A 20,957-nucleotide genomic window follows, 5' to 3' on the forward strand; every position below is an offset into this window, starting at 1 on the left:
CGCCAGAAGCACATGCATTAAGATTGCTTCGTCGTTCCTCCTCGCAATGACGATCAGTTAGGGAACACAGGCCACCAGGTTTTGTAATGTGGTCGTGCAGACACGAACCACAGCGTATGGATCGATTACAAAAAGTTGTCCTCAGTTCGGTAGGCCGAAATTACCGCCAGCTCACCTTCCTTACCACCTTTAGAGTTACCATGTTCCATCCCCATAACACCTTTATAACCTTTTTTATGAAGGTGTTTAAATAGGTTTTTATAGTTGATTTCGCCTGTGGTTGGCTCTTTTCGGCCCGGATTGTCACCGATCTGGATGTAGGCAATTTCATCCCAGCAGCGGTCGATGGTTTTGATCAGATCACCTTCGGTGCGCTGCATGTGGTAAATATCGTAAAGGATTTTACACGACGGACTTTTAACCGCTTTACAAACCGCATATGTTTCGTTGGTTTTTTGCAGGAAAAGCTCAGGGGTATCGCTTAAGGTTTCGAGTACCATAATTAAGCCGTGTGGCTCAAAAACCTCAGCGCCTGCACGCATGGCATCTATTACGTTGGCAAACTGGTTGCCGTAAGGTAAATTGCGTTCGTAAAAGCCGGGTACAACGGTTAGCCATTTGGCATTGCAGCGTTTAGCGGCTTCTACCGATTTTTTGCAGGTTTCTACAAATTTATCTTTAAATTCTTTTTTGCCCGTAGTGAGCGATGTTTTCCAGTTATCACCGCCATCAACCACAAACACGCCCATGCGCATGCCTAGTTTGGACAACAGGTTCCCGATTTTTTCCTGTTCTTCAACAGGGCGGTTCAGGTAGCCGTTATCTTCTATTGAGCGGAAACCTTTATCGTACATAAACTGGATCTGATCTAAAAAGCTTTTGCCGGCGTGGTTTTCGAACATGCCCTGGTGCGGAGCGTAATCGAGGTTAAAGGTCTTATCGCCAAAAGCAGTACTGCGCTTTTCGGCGGCAAAAGTATTGGTAATTCCTGCACCTGTGGTTATAGCACCGGCGGTGAGCAGGCTATTTCTGATAAATTCACTTCTTTTCATCGTTTAGTTTTTAAACTGAGGGGAGGGGATAATCAATTTTTTAAACCCTGTAGTCAGGGTGTCGGCTACGGTACCATCTTTTTTATGGTACACAAAATAAGCTTCAAGATTTTTGTGGCGTTCAACAAAAGCCATAGCATCTTTGAGGTGCATGGCCATCAGGGCATTATCATAACCATCGGCAGTAATGGCGTCGTTGGCGTAAACGGTTACACTGATCATTTCGTTATCCAGCGGATAGCCGGTTTTGGGATTAATGAGGTGCGAGATTTTCTTTTTCCCGCTCTGGTGAAATTTACGGTAATTGCCTGAGGTAGTAATGGCGCCTGTATTGATGGCTGCAATATGCCTGATTACCGGGGTACCATCTTTATCAGGTCCTTCAATGCCGATTTTCATTGGCTGCCCATCGGGTTTTGGTCCGGCAATGCGGATTTCGCCGCCCAGTTCGGCCACATATTGTTTAATACCTTTTTGGTTGAGGTATGCAGCAATCAGGTCGACACTATAGCCTTGTGCAATTCCATTTAAATCTATCTGTACGGCTGGTTTGAGTTTAATAAGCCTGCCATCTTTTAATTTCAGGTTTTGCATGCCAACATTGGCCAGTATCGATTTGATGGTTGCCGGATCGGGTTCCGTTCGGTTTTCTTTAGGCCCAAAGCCCCAGGCCTGTACCAAAGGTGCTACCGTAATATCGAAAACACCTTTGGTATCCTGGTTAATTTCAAAGCTTCTTTTCAGCACAGCGCTCATAAAATGATCTAGTTTAACCCCGCTTTTGGAGGTGTTGAACTGATTGATCAATGTTCCCTTTTTATAAAGCGACATCGATAAATCTATTTCATTCAATAAGCTGTCTATACCTTGTTTAGTCGCCAAACTATCGCTGGCGTAATAGGTAATGGCATAATCTGTTCCCTGCGCATAACCGCTTATTTTGTAAGGTTTAAGTTCCTGGTGAACAGTAAAACCTAAAAATAAGGGTACCAGCAGGAAAAGCAATTTATATGGCATTACACTATCGGTTTAGATCACTTTGGCCTGTCCAGGCATCGCAATTGGATATAAACCTTTTTCATCTGGCATTAATTTAGGGTTGGCATCCCAGGCAAAACGCTCAGGCATTAAACTGATGTTAGATGCCAATGCCTCATCCCATTTAATGGTTTGGCCAGAATATGTGGCATAACGACCAATAATTGCTGAAAATGTACTGGTTGCCGCGTAATCTACGTTACTGAATTTATACTCTCCTTTTGAAACGGCATCGAACAATTCGTCGTGCTCAGTTTGGTACGGGTTAGCGTTTCCTTTGGTGTTGTGGTTGTACAATTCTTTGCCGCTGTAATCTTTCATGATAGCCTGGTTGCTGCCCGAAAGATAGATTTTACCTTTTGTACCCTGGAATGATTCATCAACACGGTTGCTGATGCCTTCAAAGTGCCTGCACTGACTGTGGATAATTGCGCCATCTGCATAGGTTAGCTCGATAGAGTGGTTATCGTAAATCTCGCCATAATCTTTACCGGTACGCCATGCACGGCTTCCTGTACCCTGTACTGAAATTGGGTGTGCATTTTTTACCCAGTTGGCAATATCGATGTTGTGTACGTGCTGCTCTACAATATGATCGCCGCATAACCAGTTAAAGTAGTACCAGTTTCTCATCTGGTATTCCATTTCGGTTTGGTTAGCGGTACGCGGACGTACCCAAACGCCACCACTGTTCCAGTATACCTGGCCGGCCATGATATCGCCAATAGCGCCGTCGTTAATGCGTTTAATAGATTCGCGGTAATTGGTTTGGTAACGTCTTTGTAAACCGACCACCACGTTTAGTTTTTTCTTTTTGGCTTCTTCGGCAGCTGCAAGTACTTTTCTGATTCCCGGCGCATCTACAGCTACCGGTTTTTCCATAAAAATCTGTTTATTTTGTTTTACCGCTTCTTCGAAATGGATAGGGCGGAAACCCGGAGGCGTGGTTAACAATACTACATCGGCTAGTGGAATGGCTTTTAAATAAGCATCGAAACCTACAAACTGACGGTCTTTTGGAACATCTACTTTGGCGCCGAACTTTGAACTTAGAGATTGATAACTGCTATCTAACCGATCCTGAAAAGCATCGGCCATGGCTACCAGTTTAATATTAAATTTGGTGCTTAATGCCTGAAATGCTGCTCCGGTACCGCGGTCGCCACAGCCAATTAAGGCTATTTTAATGGTGTCTGATCCTGATGCGTAAGCTCCTGCCAATGGAATGCTGCTTATCATAGCTCCACCGGCAAGCATGGCTGTTGCTTTTAAAAAATCGCGACGATCTTGTTGATTAATTGGTTTTTTCATGTGTTTAGTTCTTTGTTGTGGTTAGGATTTATTAATAGTCTTTGATAGGTAATTTGTTATAATAGGCGTCTATTTCGGCCTTTGAAGGCGTTTTTACGGGTCTAACCAGACGCATGCCCACAAAAGGTGCTTCAGGGAACCACCAGTTGCTTTTCGGAATTTGAGGGTCTAACTGTTTCCAGGTTGGGTTTGAAGCCAGCCTTGCGGTTGAGGTTAAGTTATCGGCGGTTTCATCGTAAGAACCACCACGAACTGCATTAGGATAAAGTTTTTCAGGTGCGGCAACCGGATTCTCGGCTATTTTACCTGCGCTTTTTGCATAAAAATCGGCGATGTACTGATCGTAAGTCCATTCGCTCACATTGCCATGCATATCAAATAAACCCCATGCGTTTGGTTTTTTTAGTCCCACCTGGTGCGTTTTGTTGTCGCTATTGTCTTTATACCAGGCATAATCGCCGAGTTTGGCGGCATCGTTGCCATAACTGTAAGTGGTTTCGCTACTCGCTTTACAGGCATATTCCCATTCGGCTTCGGTTGGTAGGCGGTAAAATACACCGGTACGGACATAGAGCCATTTGCAAAATTGAATGGCGTTATATTGGGTCATAGCTACTGCGGGCTGGTGTTCTTTTCCCATCCCGAAAGTCATATCCAGATAAGGTTTGGTTGGGCGGGTTACGGCATCAACTTCGGCCGGAATGGCACCTTCGCTGGCTTTTTTTTCGTAATCGCGGTATAAGAAAGGTTCGAAAATATCCCAGGTAACTTCATGCTTCCCGATCCAGAAGGCATCGAGTTTAACTTCGTGTACAGGTTGTTCATCGGGTTTACCGGTTTTACTTCCCATTTTAAATTTGCCAGCAGGGATGGCCTGCATATCAAATTTTAATTTAGTCCCGTTAATTAACTGGGTGTACGAATTGTTGGTGCTTTGTGCAAAGATTTGGGCACAAGGATTGGCTAATAATGCTACGGCAATTAATTTCTTAAACATATTTTTTGGTTAGAAACACTTATTATCTAGGTGTTTATCTGCTTATTCTGGTTTGCTAAAGTAAAGAACAGCAGATAAAACAAAAGAAAATTAATGTAACAATAAAGGTAAGCATTGTAATATTAAAAGTCAAATTGACAATTAATGTCTTCATGACGGTTTTTAATCTATCTCCTGTCGCTAACTTTATTGCTGAGGTTGGTAAAGCCCACCAGGGTATCCCAACGGGCACCGGGACGGCGGTAGTACACAAAAACCTGATAGCTGTTTTCGGTCTGGAAGAAAGCTCCTTCAAATGGTTTGGTCTCCAGTACTTTGGTATCTTTATTAAACCAGGCAAATTCGTAATCGTATAAACCCTGTTTAAGCATAATGTTGCCATAAAACTGTTTGCGGCTGGCATCGTACAGGAGTTTATTTTCGTTGCTCATAGTGTAATTGTTAAAACGGCCAATTACATAAGCATCGCCATTAGAGCCTGGTGCAGCTGCATTTAAAGTAAACAGTACGCCCATGTATTCGGCTTCTGTTTTATCATCGCGGCCATCGGTATTGCGGATGAAAAAGTTACCATTTTCATCGAACTGGTTACCAAAGGCACCAACGCTGCGGGGAGCATCCTGAAAAAGCATTACGTTTACCGATTCTTTATCGCGGTAAATGTCTTTTACGTTATCGGCTTTGTACCTTAAACTTCGCGTATCGAACTTCCTGAATTCGTTATCTCCCCAAAAATCGTTGGTATTTAAATCATTATACACCAATTGATTCGGGCGTACAAAAGCAGGTCGCGTGTTAACCTGTATGGTATTGGCATTGAAGTTCTGCATCACCACTGCTTTTAAATCCTGGTAAGGGTTAGGGATGGGGAAGGCATGGTTAACCGTGAAATTAACTTTTTGCTTGTTGTTGCGGTATTCTACCTGTAAAGAATTGGTTATTTCGGCAGCAATGGCCACCTGACTATCCAATACGTAGAAACGTTGTGAAATGACGGGTTTGTTTTTATCGCCATCTAAATAAACTTTTAGGATATAGTTGCCCCCAATTTTAGGCTGAATTTGCGTGTTGGGCAGGCTCAGTTCGTAATGGGTATATTTTCGGGTGGTATTAGAAGAGTAGCGGTAGTTGATGATCCGGTCGTCGTTGAAACTGCCCAGGTAATCGATTGTAGAGATTTGAGAGGGTTTCCATTCTGCTGTACAATGCTCGATGGTGTACCAGTAATTTTTAGTGCCGGCGAGCAGATCATCAAAAGAAAAAGTAATGGTTTCTGAAGAGTTGAGCATGATAACCGGCAAACTCTGCTCTTTATTGCTGTTGTAACACAACACCGTTTTGATATTGGGAAGGTAAATTTTGTTTTCGCTGGTAAACGTTTGATCGTTTTGGGCAAAGCTTAGCGTGGGAATAAAGAGTAGGAGTACTGCGATTAGTTTTTGCATGGTTAAAGCTACACAGTATTCGGCAGAGATAAAAAAGGAATTTTGTTTGAGGGGCTTAGTTTAGCCACGGATGCTTTCAGCGTCATGCTGATCCGATAGCTATCGGATTTGTTTCAGCATCTCTCTAATAAGGAGAGACCCTGAAATAAATTTACTTCGTAGCTTTCCGCTTCGCTACAGGTCAGGGTGACGACCACTTTAAAATGCCACGGAGGCACGGAAGCCACGGAATCCTCAGCGTTATGCTGAACCTGTTTCAGCATCTCTCTAATGTGAAGAGACCCTGAAATAAATTCAGGGTGACGACCATTTTTAAAATGCCACGGAGGCACGGAAGCCACGGAGAAGTATTCCGTGTAAATCGGTGCCTCCGTGGCTGATTAGTAGGCGTTGGTTGTGAGAAACAGTCAGGTGGTAACACCTGACTGCACAGTTAATCTGTGTTAATTCTTTTTATCTGTGGTTAAAAATGCCACGGAGGCACGGAAGCCACGGAGAAGCATTCCGTGTAAATCAGTGCCTCCGTGACAACTGACCGCACTGCAAACAAAAAAGCCACAGATTTATCTGTGGCTTAATTTTATATCTGCGGCGTACTTAACCTTCCAGCTCCATAATTTCGGTAGCCAGGGTTTCCCATTTGGTTTGGCTGTTATCTAAATCCTGTTTAGCAGCCTGGTAACGTTTATTGGCTTCGGCCAGTTTATCTGCGTTGCTGTAAACCGATTCATCGGCCAGTTCGGTTTCGATGTTTTTAACCGTTGTTTCCAGTTCAGCAATCTGTGCTTCGATTTTTTTCAGCTCGTCATTTAGCTTTTTTAACTGATTGGCCGTATTAGGGGTGGTTTGCTTTGGTGTTTCTTTTGGTTTTTCGGGCATTTTAACCGGAATAGGTTTCGATGCCGGAATTACACGTTTGCTGTTCCACTCTTCGTATTCCTCGTAAGTACCCGGATATTGTTTAATCTTCTCGTTTTCGATAAACCAGATTTTATTGGCTACGTTATCCAGGAAATACCTATCGTGAGATACGGCAATAAAAGTACCTTCAAACTGATCTAAGGCCTGGATTAAAATATTAACCGACTGGATGTCCAGGTGGTTGGTAGGCTCATCCAGAATGAGGAAGTTGGAGTCGGTAGTTAACGATTTGGCCAGGGCCACACGTGATTTTTCTCCTCCTGAAAGTACTTTGATTTTCTTGAAAACATCATCTCCTGTAAAAAGGAAACAACCTAAAATACTACGCAACTCGGTATCACTGTGTTTAGGGGCAAAAGCCTGGAGTTCTTCTAAAATCGAATTCTCTAAGTGTAACGATTCCAGCTGGTGCTGGGCAAAGAACGTGGTAGAAACGTTGTGACCGGTTTCGCAGAAACCCTCAAACTTTTCTGTTCCGGCAATCATCCTCAATAAGGTCGATTTACCTTTACCGTTTGCACCAATCAAAGCAATTTTATCGCCTTTTTCAATTACGGCTTCGGCATCTTCGAGGATGTGTACATTGGGGTAATGCTTGGTAGCGTGCTCAATGCGCACCACGTGCCTGCCCGATGGTTTAGTAAATTTGAAACTGAAATTAACTGTCGGGTTTTCATCATCCACATCTTCCACACGTTCCATTCTGTCTAAGGCTTTCATGCGCGATTGCGCCATTTTTGCTTTAGAGGCTTTGGCTTTAAAACGCTCAATTAAACGCTCTTCCTGCTTAATTTTAGCCTGCTGGTTTTTAAATTCGCCTTTCTGAATTTCTCCGCGCAGTGCCTTTTCTTCTACATAATAGCTGTAGTTACCGGCATAAATGGTTAATTTTCCTTTACGCGATTCGACCGTGCGGTTTACAATTTTATCTAAGAAATACCGGTCGTGCGATACAATTACGATGGCGCCTTCAAAACCCATTAAATAGTTTTCTAACCACTTAATAGAGGGTAAGTCCATGTGGTTGGTCGGCTCATCGAGTAATAAAATATCGGGATCTTGCAGCAGGATTTTGGCCAGCATAACACGCATACGCCAACCACCTGAAAAGGTATTTAACGGACGGTGCTGATCGGCAGTACTGAAACCCAAACCCGCCAGGATTTCGTTGGCCCGGTATTCGATGTTGTAACCATCTAAGGCCTCGAATTCCTGTTGTTTATCACTTAGTTTAAATAAAACCTCTTCACTGTAATCAGTTTCGATTTTTTTAAGCAATTCTTCAATCTCATCGTGCAGCTGGTTCTGGCGCTCGAAAGCTTCCATGGCCACGTGCAAAATGCTATGGTGCGATTCGTAAGAAAGTAAATCCTGGTTGAGGTAGCCTATTTTCAAGTCTTTCGACATAGAAATGGTACCCGAACTTGGAGCGTACTCGCCTACAATCAGTTTTAAAAGTGTCGATTTTCCTGTTCCGTTAGCGCCAATCAAGCCCGCTCTGTCGCCCGGTTTAATGTGCCAGTTGGCATCATCGTACAAGGCTCTCGATCCTATCAGGAATGTTAAATTATTTATTGAAATCATTTCGGCTGCAAAAGTACGAATTTTAAAAGGCTTTTTTAAGCCTGGTACTCAAATAGAAATGAATGCGCTTTTTAAAACGGTTTGCTTATAGGTTCATTTTAGCAGGGTATGGGGTTAAATAGCCCCGATAGAACGGAAAGCCCGAAGTGGGGAGGCTGGTGTAGCGGGCGGACTTTGAGTGATAGCGGGACAGGCATTAAAAAAAGCTGCTGCCACTGCGCTTCAAAAAAGCAAAAGGATTGAGCTTGCTGAATTAACAAGGAATATGATATATTTATTACGATAGGACTTAAGAGGCGTAGCAACTATGGTGTATTTTTGGGCTACTCCAATAATTATGAACAACGAAAACATTAAAATAATCAGCAAAGAAATTCTTTCGGATAACTGGTATACCTTAAACAAGATTACTTTCGAGTACCGCAAAAAAGATGGCAGTATTGAAACGCAGAACCGCGAAGCCTACGACAGGGGAAATGGCGCAACGATTTTACTTTACAACAAGGCGCAGCAAACGGTTATTTTAACCAGGCAGTTTCGTTTGCCTACTTACATTAACGGCAATAGCGATGGTATGCTAATCGAAACCTGTGCAGGTTTACTGGATAAAGATAATCCGGAAACGGCCATAAAACGCGAAACGGAGGAAGAAACCGGCTATCAGATTAAGGATGTTAAAAAGGTATTCGAAGCTTATATGTCGCCCGGATCGGTAACCGAAATCCTGTATTTCTTTGTTGCCGAATACACCAAGGATATGAAAGTGAGCGACGGTGGTGGGCATCATGACGAGCAGGAAAACATTGAAGTTTTAGAAACCAGCTTTAGCGAAGCGCTGAATATGATTGGCACTGGCGAAATAAAGGATGGTAAAACCATTATGCTTTTGCAGTATGCACAGATTAACCACTTGCTGGGTTAATTTAATCCTTGCTGCTGGTTTTAGCCAGCAGCAAGGATCAGTTTATTTTCCTTCAGGAGTTTCTTCCAGTTTTCCTTCCTTATTCCTTTTCAGCTTAACAACTGGTTTTTCTTGTGTGCCGGTAATGCTCAGTGGGATACCAAATAAACCAAAGGGAGGAAGGCCCAAACGACCACTTAAATTTAAACGCCCGTCAAAACTCACCTGACCTTCAAAGCGTGGCCTGAAACCAGCTACTTTCATTTTGGTTTGTTCGATGGTAATGATGTTGTTTTTGATGGTCGATTTTACCTGTACATCTGATAAATCGGGATTGGTTAAGCTGTCTCTTTTGGTAGCTTTACTTACCGCGTTCATCATCTTGAAGCCCATTAAACTTACTTTTTTAAGGCTCAGTACACCGCCACCTTTAAGCGATGGAAATACGGGGAACATCTGGTCGTTAAGCTTACCAGATAATTGATAATCCAGGCCCACAATACCTTTAACTTTTGATGCTGAGCTGGCCATTTCCCTAAACAGCTTAATTTCCTTGTAAGCCCGGGCAATGTCGAATTCTTTTGCGGTTAAATGAAAATCAAATAAGCCACTTTTAGGGCTTGTGCTTTTGTATGTAGCATCCATGCCTACCTGTGCGCCGGCAATGTTAAAGCCGGTTTGTTGTAAGCTTAGCGCGCCATTGTTGATACGCATGGTCCCCTTTGCATTTTTGATATTGAGCCCATTGTATTTTACCTCATTGGCATTGGCCGAAAAAGTAACGTTCAGGTTATCGGGAATTAAGATTACACCATTTGAAGCCGTTGAACTGTTAGTGGCACCATCTGAATACACCATAAATTCATCAGCCAAAATCTGCTTGCTGCTGAGCTTAAAATTACCCTCGAGTTTGGCTTTATCGTTTAAAACATAATTGATTACGTTGTTCAGGCTGCCGTTGAGTTTAAAATCAGACTGGCCATAAGTGGCATTAAATTCATCAAAATTCATTTTGTCCTGGCGGAAAGAAAATACACCGTTTTTGATTAAAAAGCTTTTAGGGAATAAATCAGACTGGATATTCAAATCTTTAATACTCAGAGCACCGCTGTTTTGCAGTTTGCTATACCTGCCGGCCATGGCATCAGCCTGTAAACCTTTAAAGGAAACATTGGCAAAGATAACTCCATTAACCTGGTAACCTTTTACTGCGAAAAGCTTGTACATTTTACCGATATCAACCGTGCCTTTTGATGAAACGTTGTAGGCAATATTTTCAAAATTATGCACATCGGCCTTTAGTGTAAAAGGTTGGCCTGCCATTTGAAAAGCAATGGGCTTAATGTTCAGTTTGGAGTTTTTTAAGGTTCCGTCGGTGTTAATCAGGTCGGCATCGATTTCGATCTGCTCTAAAGGCTGATCGAAATTTGGGGTTTTAATGCGGCCGTTGTTGAGTTTAATACTGGCTGTGGTAACCGGGAAAAGCTTTTTGAGTTTATTGTAAGGTCCTTTGCTTTGCAGGTCGATGTTCATTATGCCGCTTAGCTCGTAGCCTTTAAGGGGATAAATGTTCTTGATATCGGCAAAGTTAATGAGCGATTTCAACTGAATATCTACAGGCATATTTTCGGCAGTTTGCAGTTTGGCAAAGCCCCTGATATAGTTATTCAGCGCCTGGATATCGATATTTTCAATTGCCAGTTTGGTGTTTTTATAATCGCCATCGGTATTGGAACCATTTATGTTGAAGTTAATCTTATCAATAGCCGCGGGTAATGAAGGGTATTTGAAGTAACCACCCGCCATGCTCGCTTTTAACGAAAATTTAGGCACGGTAGCAATAACGGTATCTACTTGTCTGATGCCTGAGCGTTGTACCTTTTTGGTGTATTTGCCATCGGCCTTGAGGTTGATGTTTAAACGGCCTTTCAGTTGCAGGTCATCCATATTCATTACTTTTGCCCATTTGGCCAAATCGATATTGGAGCGGGTATCGGTATAAATCTCGGGTGCCGATAAGCCTTTAAGTTTGGTAACCGAAGCTACATAATCTTTCCCTACGTTAAAATAAAGGCTGTCCATATCAATCAGCAAACTATCGGGATTAAGACCAGGCAGCCTGGTTTTGAGATTTAAAAACAAGTTGCTGATTGGCTCGGGAGCATTGGGGTTTGAAATGTTACCATCGCGCACTTTCATGTTAAAAGCGAGCGTTGGCATGCTGTGTGTTGCTGCCAGGTACTTTCCAATAAGTGAGGCATTGATTTCGGCATAACCCTTAATCTTGGTTTTTTCCAACCTGTCAGCAATTTCAGGAGGTAAGGCTGTAAAAATATTCTGCAAATCGGTTTCTTTGGCGTTTGTTCTGAAATCAATATCGTAACCATCCTTTAAAAATGAAAAATGACCCACAAAACGGATAGGCAGCGAGTTGATCATCAGGTTATTCTCGTCGAAAATCAGGTTCAGCGAGTTGGTGTTTACCTTGGTAATAAGTTTTGCATTTATTTTTTTCTTCAGCAGGTAAGGGGTGTTGGCATAATAAACGTCCATTTGATCGATTGACAGATTGCTCTTCAAATCAAAAATGGCATTGCTTAAATCGCCTTTTCCGGTATAATTCAGCCCCTGTGTGCGGATAACCATCGGGATAGATTTATCGCTATAGGTCAGGTTGCTGTTATTGATAAAAATGCCCTCAATTTTTATGGCTGTTGAACTTTCTGCTTTCGGAGCGTTAGTTTCTTTTTTGCTTTCGTAAACATTGTAGTTGGCATGACCTTTTTCATCGGTAAGGATATTGATGCGTGCATCATCGAGGTAAAACTCATCAATTTTAACCTGTTTGGAAAATATAGAAAGCAGGTTGATCCCCAGGGCCAGTTTTTTGGTGTAAATCAGGGTATCCCGTTGAAAAGGAGCCGATCCTTTCAGCAAAAATTCGTTCAGGTTTAATGTTAGAGAAGGGAAGTGGTTGAAAAAAGAAATATTGGTACTTTGAAACTTTACTTCGCCTTTTATGTTTTTATTAATGATTTGGGTAATCTCTTTGTTAACGGTTTGTGGGATTAAATAAGGGATAATAAATAAAAGCGCCATTAATGCTGCTAGCGTTATGGCCATGATTTTTAAGAACTTTTTCAAGATTTTAATATAAAGCGAGTTTCGGTTGCAAAGATACGCTTTAGATGAATTAGGAATAAAGATTTAACATTTTTTGTTTTACTGAATTTTTTAATACCTTTGTTCTGTAATAATAAAAGTTACAGTATGAACAGCAGTCATTTCTCTATATCGTTACACATTTTAACTCTCCTCGATAAGGTGAACGGGCAGCTATTGAATTCGGAATATATTGCCGGAAGCATTAATTGTAACCCTGTTTTGGTGCGGAAAGAGCTGGCTAATCTGCATAAACATGGTTTTGTACAAAGCAAAGAAGGGAAGGGCGGTGGCTCTACTTTAGCGAAAAGGCCAGCTGATATCAATCTGGGCGAGGTGTATAAAGCCGTTAAACAGAAAGGTTTGCTGGGCGAAAGCAAAAACGAACCCAATCCCGATTGTCCGGTAGGGAAACAAATTACCCAGCAGTTGAATAAATTGTATAGCGATGCCGAAAATGCTTTGATTAAGGATCTTTCTTTAAAAACTTTGAAAGATTTTAGTCTGGGTTTTGATTAAAAAAATTTGATTTAAACTGTAATAAAAAATGTTACAATTTTGTAAGAGGAAACAGTTTTCGGTTGGCAGTTGGCAATTTTCAGTTGGATCATGCTATCAACTATGAACTATTGACTAATGAACCAATGAACCAATGAACCAATGACCAATGAACAATGAACAAATGACGAATGAACAAAAAATAAAACAATAAGCAGTGAGGGAGCTTAAAAATCAATGTAATCTCCCAAATCTGTATAATCACTTAAAAATATGAAAATAGCATTAATAGGAGCCTCTGGATTTGTAGGCAAAGCCATTCTAAACGAATTGGTAAACCGCGGAAATGAAGTAATTGCCATTGCGCGTGATACGGACAAAATTGAAAGTTCGGATGAAAAAGTAACAAAGGTAGCTGCGGATGTACTGGATACCGAAAAATTAGCTGCTGCTGTAAGCGGTGCTGATGCTGTGGTAAGTGCTTTTAATGCCGGCTGGACAAACCCAAACTTATACAACGATACCGTTAAAGGTGCTGAGGCGATTCAGGCTGCGGTTAAAGCATCGGGTGTTAAACGTTACATCTTTATAGGCGGGGCAGGTACCCTGCAAATTGATGGACACCAAATTGTAGATGGACCAAATTTCCCTGCCGAATATAAGCCGGGCGCAACTGCAGTGCGCGATTATTTCAATACACTGAAAAAAGAAACTGAACTGGATTGGTTGTTTTTTAGCCCGGCTATAGAGATGCACCACGGCATCACCACTGGTCGTACCGGTAAATACCGTTTAGGCAAAACAAGTCCGGTGTTTAACGAAGCTGGCCGCTCTATTCTTTCGGTAGAAGATCTTGCCATTGTAATTGTTGATGAGCTCGAAAATAATGCGCATCACCAGGAGCAGTTTACCGCGGCATACTAGGCGTGCCGTTTTATTAACAATAGGTTGATAGTTTATGGTTCATGGTTGATAGTTTGACTGCTGAGTAATTTGGCTTTCAGCTATCAACTATGAGCTATCAATCTAACTGAAATTAATGCCTGGGTTTTGAAGATAGGAATGGACTTTTTACATTTTCCATTTTTTTATATTTTACTTATCTTCGTGGCATGTATCGCTTAATTAAACCAATATTCTTCAAGTTTGACCCCGAAAATGTACATTATTTTGTAGTAAAGCGGTTAAAATGGTTTAACGATAAGTTTCCTTTGGGTAAAACCATCATTCGCAGCAGTTTTGATTTTAATGTTAAAGGCCTTGAAAAAGAGGTTTTTGGGATTAAATTTCGAAATCCGGTTGGTCTTGCTGCCGGATTTGATAAAAATGGCGAATATGTAGAGCCCTTAAGTAATCTGGGCTTTGGTTTTATCGAGGTAGGTACGGTTACCCCAATGCCACAACCCGGAAATGATAAGCCACGGATGTTCCGCTTGCCAAATGATGAAGCTTTGATTAACCGCATGGGCTTTAATAACAAAGGAGTAGATGTAATGGCCGAGCGTTTGCGCTTGCTAAAAGATAAGCATCCCGATATTGTTGTAGGCGGTAATATTGGTAAAAATAAAGCTACCCCTAACGAAGATGCAGTAAGCGATTACATTAAATGCTTCGACAGGCTTTTTGATGTGGTAGATTATTTTGTGGTGAATGTAAGTTCGCCCAATACACCGGGCCTGCGTGAGTTGCAGGAAAAAGAACCTTTAAAGAATATCCTCAATACCTTACAGCAGCGAAACCTGAAAAACAATATTTCCCGGCCGATACTACTTAAAATTGCACCCGATTTAACCGATGCGCAATTAGATGATATTATCGAGATTGTAGCTGAGACCAAAATTGCAGGTATTATTGCCACCAATACGACCATTAGCCGCGAAAACCTGGCTACAGAGAAAGTATTGACTGATGAAACCGGTGGTTTAAGTGGTAAGCCTGTAAAAGTGCGCTCAACCGAGGTAATCCGCTATCTTTCAGAAAAATCGAATAAAGCTTTCCCGATTATTGGGGTAGGAGGTATTCATTCGGCTAAAGATGCGCAAGAGAAGCTTGATGCAGGCGCCAGCCTCGTTCAATTGTATACCGGTTTTATCTACGAAGGTCCAGGCTTGATTAAAAACATCTGCAAAGCACTGGTAAACGTTAAAGCGTTAAGCTAGTTTTCTAGTGTAAGGTTATACGCTCAGTTCCGGACTGGTAGTTTATTTTTTCGTTTTAGTTTTTATCTCACGTTTTTTGTCTGAAATTGATTTTACTATGGTTAGCCCGCGTTTAATCAGTTTTTTATCCTTAACTTTTGCTTCTGCATTGAGGTAAGCTTCTTTCATCAGGTCTTGGATAAAAGTTTGAGGGAAATTTTCTTTACCAGTTACCAAAATATAACGGTATTGATTTCCTTTTCCTAAAAGTATGTTATTGGTATCTGTAAGCTCGCTACCCCAGTAAAAACCGAAATGAACATTTTTGCTTGTTCGTCCAACTGCTATTGAACAAAAAGTATGTCCAACCTTATCTGTTGGCGACCAACCGAAAGCAAGCGCATTATAATTGTCGTATATTAGCTCATTGGTTTGTGGGTAAAGTTGCCAAATAAAATCGCGCAGCCACATCACCAGGCTCGTAATTTCTTCGCCAAAGGGCTTTAAAAATATTAGCAGGTCTTTTGTTTGTTCTTTACTCATACCTTATGCTATTTGTTGTGCTTTACCGGGTTGTGAAGCAATATTATTTCTGTCTGCTCACCATTTCATTAATCCATATCGGGGCAAATGGAGAAGTACAGCCTTTAGAAACGGGATAATCGCGGTAAATGCCCAATTTTTCGCCTATGGCTAAAGCGCGTTCGCGATAGGCAGGGTGGTTGATGCCAATCTGAGCTAAAGCAGTGTTCATGGTCCACTGTGTTTCAGGAGCCTCGTTGGCCATTTCGCTTTCGATGCGGTCTAGTAAAGCAGGGATATCTAATCCTTCCGGTGCCCTGGCAATACGCCCGCTGGTTAAGCTCCAGCCTGCACGGGCCAGCATTTTATCTCCGGAGTTCATCCATTTTTCGCGAAATTGTTCCTTTTCAGGGTATTCTTTAACCACGTAATTGTAAAACCAGTCGGCAGCCCAGGCAAACTGTTCTGATGCCACCATTTTCTCTATTTCGGCTGCAGAAAGCTCCCTCGGTTTGAGGATTAAAATGGCCAGCATGCGCGCATCGATATTACCGGTTTCCCAAAGTTCGAGCGCCAGGGCATGGTTGGTTTTAATCTTTTTGGCGAGGGTTCTGATATCGCCCATTTTTACGCCGTAAAGATCCTCACGGGCCCCGTTTTTGATGTGCTGTTTACGTACTTTCTCGTCGGCAAGAGATTCGAGCTGCTTTAATACTTCGTTGCTGTTCATGTGCTGTAAAAATGGTGAGTTTATAAAGTTAAGGTTTTTTAATTAGGTATGGAATGCATGGGGAAGCATAAAATTAGGATATCATTTTAGCCAAAATATTAGCGTATTGCTCGCACTCAAAGCGCAACACTGAAAGGATCGTCATTGCGAGGAGGAACGGACGAAGCAATCTTTCATGCTAGCTACCTTACTGTAGAGATTGCCTGCCTGCTGCAGGCAGCTTCCTCGGCTGAAAAAGACTTCTCGTATAACGATGCTATTAATGGCGCTACTCCATGACAACTTGTTGAAATTTTAGCTGAAAGACCCTGAAACACCCGTCCGACCGGCCGGGCGGAAGTTCAGGGTGACGACTGAGGATTGGGCTTGATGAATTTCTGGTAAGTCCTTCGACAGGCTCAGGATGACAATTTTATTTATGATGTCGATAAGTATGATTCCCTGTGTAATCTCAAAAAAATTAAGGCAAAAAAAAAGCATCCTTTGATCAGAAGGATGCTTTAAATTTTTTTTTGTTGCTAAAAACTATTTTGCCAAAGCAGCTAAAACAGCATTGTTTTTAGCTAATTGATCGTTTTTAGGTTGTGCAGAACGGCTTCCTAACTCGATGTTAGTTGCTCTTTTTAAAAATGCTACCTCTTGGTGAGCTGTATTTTTATTTCTTCTGTCTTTTCTTTTTAATCTGGTAACTGCCATGGTATTAACCTTTTATTATTTTATTTGTACAAATGGAGGTCGAGAGCGGATTCGAACCGCTGTAGAAGGTTTTGCAGACCTCTGCCTAGCCACTCGGCCACTCGACCTTAAATTCAAGGCTGCAAAAATAGTAATTATTAGTTAGCCCGCAAATATTATCTCAATTATTATCCAATTTAATTTCGAACTCGCACTAATTCAGCACAAAAGATTGCAGCACTTACGGCCACATTTAACGATTCTGCTTCGCCAACCCGCGGTATGGTTACCTGTTTGGTTATTTTTTGGATTACTTCGGCCGATATGCCCTTGCCTTCGTTACCCAAAACAATTAAACCTTCGTTACCCCATTGGGTATGGTAAATCGATTCACCATCCAACAAAGCACCGAAAACCGGTACTGTAATATTGGTTAGTAAAGCAGGGAGGTCTTCTTCATAAATATTTACCCTGGCCAGCGAACCCATAGTGGCTTGTACGGTTTTAGGGTTAAAAACCTCTACACAATCTTTCGAGCAGATGATTTGCTTAAAGCCAAACCAATCGGCCGTACGGATAATGGTGCCCATGTTACCTGGATCCTGCACACCATCTAAAACCAAAGTAAACTGGTTTTTCAATTCGTTGCTGTTTAAGCTTTTGTTTTTGGGGATATGAACCAGTGCTAAAAAACCTTGTGGCGTTTGCAGCGTACTAATCTTGTCTAATTCAGCGTTGTTTACTTCAAATAAGTTTATATTTGCGGGTAATTTGGGTAACAAATTGTATTGTTCGCTGTTATAAAATATAGTATGAATGTGGTAGCTTGACTGAAAAAACTCCTGAATGGATTTGATGCCTTCAACAATAAATAAACCATGTTCTTTACGGTACTTTTTTTGATGTAACGACTTTATAAAACTAATCTGTGATTTTGAAAGCATACCAATACTTAATGAATTTTAAACTGAAAAGTACTGCAATATTACTATTTATTATTCTTTTAATTCAGGCCTGTTCATCAACTAAATACATTCCCGATTACCAATCGATTGTTAAAAAAGTTAGGATAGACAGCGTTGACGCTAAATTTGAAGAGCAGGCATACAATTACGTTCAGAAAGATATCAGGCCTGCTTCCAAGCTAAGTATTAATGTGCCTTTGTACAATTTGTTCAACACCAGGGATGGCCGTTACAAAACCAATGATATTAAACCATTCGGTTCTCCGCCTGCAATTCTGGACAGTACCCTGGTAGAAATTTCGAGAACACAGATCCAAAAGTTTTTAAAAAGTAAAGGTTATCGGCAGGCTGATGTGAATGCAAGTATTAAAGTGGCCAATAAAAAAGCAGAAATTGTATTCACGGCCAAGCCGGGTCCGGCCTACATGGTTCAAAATATAAGCGATTCTATACCTAACGCGAATATCCGAAACCTCTACGAATCGAATAAAACTAAAATTAGCCATTTGCATAAAGGTATGCAGTACGATGAGGATTCGTTAACTTACGAAAGGGAACAGATTTACCGGATTATGAAAGAGAATGGCTACTTCTATTTCCTGCGGCCTTATGTAACTTTTGATGTTTTTGGCGCCGAACCCAGCTCTAAAACCAATAAAATTGATTTAAACCTAAATGTGGCCGATCCCGAAAATGGTAGTCACAAACAGTTTAACATTGGTTATACCCACATGATTATTGCTCCCAATCCGGAAGGATTCCCGGATTCAGTAAGGTATAAATTGAGTAAGGATACCCTGAACGGCATTATTTTTACCGATTTTTCTAAACGTTATAGAAGAAACCCGATTGTACGCTACGATTTTCTTAAACAAGGCGAACTATACGATATCCGGAACGAAAACCTGACATACGATCGCTTGTACGAACTGAATGTGTTTAAAAACGTTAAGATCGATTATTTCAGGAGAGACAGTACTTCTAATAAAATCAATACCGTAATTCAGCTCATTCCACAAAAGGTAATGAGCAACAGGGTAGAAGGAGAGGTGCCTTTTAATGGTGGAACGGTTGGTTTTACCATTGGTAATACCTATACCAATAACAATATTTTCAGGGGTGCCGAGCGTTTCGAGCTCCAGGTTAAAGGCGGTTTGCAATCGCGTATTGGCAATGGGGCAAAGGTATTCAGCGATATTTACCAGCGCGATTTCTCGATCAGTGCCAGTATTTCGGTACCCAGGTTAATGATCCCGTTCTATAACCCGGTTTTGGGTGGTAATGGCATGCCGCATACTACTTTTGCTTCCAGTTACATTTATGCACTGCAAAAAGATGTTTCCGTAAGGAGGATTTTCATCAATTCGATCACTTACGATTGGTTTGAAACCAAATCTAAACTGCACTCCTTTACACCTTTAAACTTTGAGTACCGTTTTGGAAACCTTGATCCCAATGTAGATTCGGCTACCGTAGTAAATAATATTTATTATTCTACCCTGTTAAATCGAAAGGATTTAACCCTGGGCATGAAATACACCTATACGTTAAATGCCGATAAGCTAAACCAGTACCGCACATTTGTGTATTTAAGGGCAGGAATGGATATTGCGGGTAATTTGCTTCAGGGAATTTCTAAATTAACAGGTACCAAAAGTGACCCGGCCAATGATAATCCGGCAAAGATATTAGGCTTGCCATTTAACCAATATATGCGACCTGAAGTAGATATCAGGTGGTACAAGCATTTGGGTGGCGACAGGCAGTTTATTGCGCGTTTAAATACAGGCGTAGCTTATGCTTACGGTAACTCTGTTTTAAACGGTATTCCTTTCGAAAAACAATTTTTTGCCGGAGGATCGAACGGCATCAGGGCCTGGCAGGCCAGAACTTTAGGTCCGGGGAATTATAACAGAGAGGTGATTGCAAGCAATGAATTGCGCAAGGCATTTTTTGGGCTCGATCAATTGGGAACCATGCGCATTGAAACCAATTTTGAATACCGCTTTACTGTTGCCCGAAACTTTTTTGGGGCTACTTTAAAGGGAGCTGCATTTGTGGATGCCGGTAACGTGTGGAGCATTCGTAAAAACGAGTCGATCAGCGCCGGATTTCCGGAACTGGACGAACTGACAATTTTCAGGTTAAATAAACTCGCTAAACAAATTGCCATTGGTACAGGTGTGGGCTTGCGCTACGATGTGCAGTATTTTGTGTTCAGGTTTGATGTCGGTTTAAAACTTAAAGATCCACAGTTTATCGGATCTGAACAGTGGGTAATCGGCAAGTTTTTATCTGGTGCCAGAGATTTTAAAAATGCCTATAATTTAACTCATGCCCCCGATACTTACCGCTTTTTACAGTATAATTTCGGGATTGGTATGCCGTTCTAATTAATCGAACAGACTTGGGAATTTAGGTTTATCAGCAACGTTTTTAAAAGCAAATTCCTTATAGGGTTGCCATCTCTTGTCGATATGTTTATAAACGGAGAAAGCAGCAACCTGAAATTCGCGTTTAAACTTGCGGTCTTTAAAATCGCTTAAAATATCTTTAAAAACAGGTGGCTTCAGGTCTCTGAAAGCGAGTGTGAGGTGCGGGTTAAACTTACTGCTGTCTTTTTTATCCAGCAGTTTTAAAGGCAATAATTCCTTTCTGATTTGCTGCTCAAGGCTCACAATGCCTTCATTCCGTTCTACATCTATATAAAAAGTATGCTCAGGAAAAGCATTAAAATTTTTTAATACCTGATTAAAGGGCTTAAGAAATGAAGCGGCATCGAGTGCATTGAAAAACTTCTTTTCTGCTTCTTGCGAAGATAGTTTTACCGGAGGATACAAAGTAATGTGTGCCGGCCGCTTTAACGATTCGTGTACGTTAAATTTGCCCGAAATGTAATTTCTGATCTCATCTACATCTTCAACAATAGATACGGGAGGAACTAAACACACTAAAAAAAGATTTTCCATAGCGGCAAATTTACTAAAAATATTAGTAAAATGAAGTAAGGAATTAATG

General features: G+C 41.4%; 17 protein-coding genes and 1 tRNA gene. 5 read left to right on the forward strand and 13 right to left on the reverse strand.

Features of this window, described 5'->3' with window-relative positions:
* Positions 1-125 precede the first annotated feature (125 nt).
* The 6 genes from BLR37_RS18265 to BLR37_RS18290 all read right to left on the reverse strand — a co-directional run bounded on the left by BLR37_RS18265 (position 126) and on the right by BLR37_RS18290 (position 8,348).
* Complete coding sequence (locus BLR37_RS18265) at positions 126-1,052, reverse strand: hydroxypyruvate isomerase family protein (RefSeq protein ID WP_090771104.1); 927 nt, start codon at positions 1,050-1,052, stop codon at positions 126-128.
* A gap of 3 nt (positions 1,053-1,055) precedes the next feature.
* Positions 1,056-2,069 (reverse strand): FAD:protein FMN transferase, encoded by a 1,014-nt coding sequence (locus BLR37_RS18270; protein ID WP_090771107.1) that lies wholly within the window; start codon positions 2,067-2,069, stop codon positions 1,056-1,058.
* 12 nt (positions 2,070-2,081) lie between these two features.
* Positions 2,082-3,401, reverse strand: coding sequence for a Gfo/Idh/MocA family oxidoreductase (locus BLR37_RS18275; protein ID WP_090771109.1), 1,320 nt, complete (start codon positions 3,399-3,401; stop codon positions 2,082-2,084).
* 31 nt (positions 3,402-3,432) lie between these two features.
* The gene (locus BLR37_RS18280; RefSeq protein WP_090771110.1) at positions 3,433-4,398 is read right to left on the reverse strand and encodes a formylglycine-generating enzyme family protein; all 966 of its coding nucleotides are present in this window, start codon (positions 4,396-4,398) and stop codon (positions 3,433-3,435) included.
* 167 nt (positions 4,399-4,565) lie between these two features.
* Positions 4,566-5,843 (reverse strand): type IX secretion system plug protein, encoded by a 1,278-nt coding sequence (locus tag BLR37_RS18285; RefSeq protein WP_090771113.1) that lies wholly within the window; start codon positions 5,841-5,843, stop codon positions 4,566-4,568.
* Between the two features lie 597 nt (positions 5,844-6,440).
* Entirely contained in the window at positions 6,441-8,348 is a 1,908-nt protein-coding gene (locus BLR37_RS18290) for an ABC-F family ATP-binding cassette domain-containing protein (protein WP_090771115.1), read from the reverse strand.
* Between the two features lie 337 nt (positions 8,349-8,685).
* Here BLR37_RS18290 and nudK point away from each other — a divergent pair, with 337 nt between their 5' ends.
* Positions 8,686-9,270 carry a GDP-mannose pyrophosphatase NudK gene (gene nudK, locus BLR37_RS18295; protein ID WP_090771116.1) on the forward strand — a complete coding sequence of 195 codons (585 nt, stop codon included), beginning with the start codon at positions 8,686-8,688 and terminating at the stop codon, positions 9,268-9,270.
* A 42-nt stretch (positions 9,271-9,312) separates the two neighbouring features.
* Here the strand turns inward: nudK and BLR37_RS18300 are convergent, their stop codons facing one another.
* Entirely contained in the window at positions 9,313-12,393 is a 3,081-nt protein-coding gene (locus BLR37_RS18300; protein WP_279615746.1) for an AsmA family protein, read from the reverse strand.
* A 126-nt stretch (positions 12,394-12,519) separates the two neighbouring features.
* On the opposite strand from BLR37_RS18300, the gene BLR37_RS18305 reads away from it, so the two are divergent.
* The 3 genes from BLR37_RS18305 to BLR37_RS18315 all read left to right on the forward strand — a co-directional run bounded on the left by BLR37_RS18305 (position 12,520) and on the right by BLR37_RS18315 (position 15,068).
* Positions 12,520-12,930, forward strand: coding sequence for an Rrf2 family transcriptional regulator (locus BLR37_RS18305; RefSeq protein WP_090771120.1), 411 nt, complete (start codon positions 12,520-12,522; stop codon positions 12,928-12,930).
* Positions 12,931-13,182: 252 nt separating this feature from the next.
* Positions 13,183-13,833, forward strand: coding sequence for an NAD(P)-dependent oxidoreductase (locus BLR37_RS18310; RefSeq protein ID WP_090771122.1), 651 nt, complete (start codon positions 13,183-13,185; stop codon positions 13,831-13,833).
* Between the two features lie 188 nt (positions 13,834-14,021).
* A complete protein-coding gene (locus tag BLR37_RS18315) occupies positions 14,022-15,068 on the forward strand; it encodes a quinone-dependent dihydroorotate dehydrogenase (protein ID WP_090771124.1) in 1,047 nt (348 codons plus the stop codon).
* Between the two features lie 42 nt (positions 15,069-15,110).
* Here the strand turns inward: BLR37_RS18315 and BLR37_RS18320 are convergent, their stop codons facing one another.
* The 5 genes from BLR37_RS18320 to BLR37_RS18340 form a co-directional block, all read right to left on the reverse strand.
* Positions 15,111-15,590, reverse strand: a complete 480-nt coding sequence (locus tag BLR37_RS18320; RefSeq protein WP_090771126.1) for a hypothetical protein — start codon at positions 15,588-15,590, stop codon at positions 15,111-15,113.
* A 43-nt stretch (positions 15,591-15,633) separates the two neighbouring features.
* Entirely contained in the window at positions 15,634-16,299 is a 666-nt protein-coding gene (locus BLR37_RS18325; protein WP_090771128.1) for a DNA alkylation repair protein, read from the reverse strand.
* Between the two features lie 525 nt (positions 16,300-16,824).
* Positions 16,825-16,995, reverse strand: a complete 171-nt coding sequence (locus BLR37_RS18330; RefSeq protein WP_029275070.1) for a hypothetical protein — start codon at positions 16,993-16,995, stop codon at positions 16,825-16,827.
* A 33-nt stretch (positions 16,996-17,028) separates the two neighbouring features.
* A tRNA-Cys gene (locus tag BLR37_RS18335) sits at positions 17,029-17,102 on the reverse strand.
* Between the two features lie 69 nt (positions 17,103-17,171).
* Positions 17,172-17,918, reverse strand: coding sequence for a TrmH family RNA methyltransferase (locus BLR37_RS18340; RefSeq protein WP_090771130.1), 747 nt, complete (start codon positions 17,916-17,918; stop codon positions 17,172-17,174).
* Between the two features lie 11 nt (positions 17,919-17,929).
* Here BLR37_RS18340 and tamL point away from each other — a divergent pair, with 11 nt between their 5' ends.
* Positions 17,930-20,332, forward strand: coding sequence for a translocation and assembly module lipoprotein TamL (gene tamL, locus BLR37_RS18345; RefSeq protein ID WP_244154692.1), 2,403 nt, complete (start codon positions 17,930-17,932; stop codon positions 20,330-20,332).
* Here tamL and BLR37_RS18350 read toward each other — a convergent pair whose 3' ends face one another.
* Positions 20,333-20,908, reverse strand: a complete 576-nt coding sequence (locus tag BLR37_RS18350; RefSeq protein ID WP_090771134.1) for a 2'-5' RNA ligase family protein — start codon at positions 20,906-20,908, stop codon at positions 20,333-20,335.
* Positions 20,909-20,957: the final 49 nt, after the last annotated feature.

The organism is Pedobacter soli, assembly GCF_900101435.1.
GTDB lineage: Bacteria > Bacteroidota > Bacteroidia > Sphingobacteriales > Sphingobacteriaceae > Pedobacter > Pedobacter soli.

Coding starts and splice junctions, on each gene's coding strand:
- BLR37_RS18265 (WP_090771104.1), bottom strand. CDS start 1,052: ATGAAAAGAAGTGAATTTATCAGAAATAGCCTGCTCACCGCCGGTGCT.
- BLR37_RS18270 (WP_090771107.1), bottom strand. CDS start 2,069: ATGCCATATAAATTGCTTTTCCTGCTGGTACCCTTATTTTTAGGTTTT.
- BLR37_RS18275 (WP_090771109.1), bottom strand. CDS start 3,401: ATGAAAAAACCAATTAATCAACAAGATCGTCGCGATTTTTTAAAAGCA.
- BLR37_RS18280 (WP_090771110.1), bottom strand. CDS start 4,398: ATGTTTAAGAAATTAATTGCCGTAGCATTATTAGCCAATCCTTGTGCC.
- BLR37_RS18285 (WP_090771113.1), bottom strand. CDS start 5,843: ATGCAAAAACTAATCGCAGTACTCCTACTCTTTATTCCCACGCTAAGC.
- BLR37_RS18290 (WP_090771115.1), bottom strand. CDS start 8,348: ATGATTTCAATAAATAATTTAACATTCCTGATAGGATCGAGAGCCTTG.
- nudK (WP_090771116.1), top strand. CDS start 8,686: ATGAACAACGAAAACATTAAAATAATCAGCAAAGAAATTCTTTCGGAT.
- BLR37_RS18305 (WP_090771120.1), top strand. CDS start 12,520: ATGAACAGCAGTCATTTCTCTATATCGTTACACATTTTAACTCTCCTC.
- BLR37_RS18310 (WP_090771122.1), top strand. CDS start 13,183: ATGAAAATAGCATTAATAGGAGCCTCTGGATTTGTAGGCAAAGCCATT.
- BLR37_RS18315 (WP_090771124.1), top strand. CDS start 14,022: ATGTATCGCTTAATTAAACCAATATTCTTCAAGTTTGACCCCGAAAAT.
- BLR37_RS18320 (WP_090771126.1), bottom strand. CDS start 15,590: ATGAGTAAAGAACAAACAAAAGACCTGCTAATATTTTTAAAGCCCTTT.
- BLR37_RS18325 (WP_090771128.1), bottom strand. CDS start 16,299: ATGAACAGCAACGAAGTATTAAAGCAGCTCGAATCTCTTGCCGACGAG.
- BLR37_RS18330 (WP_029275070.1), bottom strand. CDS start 16,995: ATGGCAGTTACCAGATTAAAAAGAAAAGACAGAAGAAATAAAAATACA.
- BLR37_RS18340 (WP_090771130.1), bottom strand. CDS start 17,918: ATGCTTTCAAAATCACAGATTAGTTTTATAAAGTCGTTACATCAAAAA.
- tamL (WP_244154692.1), top strand. CDS start 17,930: ATGAATTTTAAACTGAAAAGTACTGCAATATTACTATTTATTATTCTT.
- BLR37_RS18350 (WP_090771134.1), bottom strand. CDS start 20,908: ATGGAAAATCTTTTTTTAGTGTGTTTAGTTCCTCCCGTATCTATTGTT.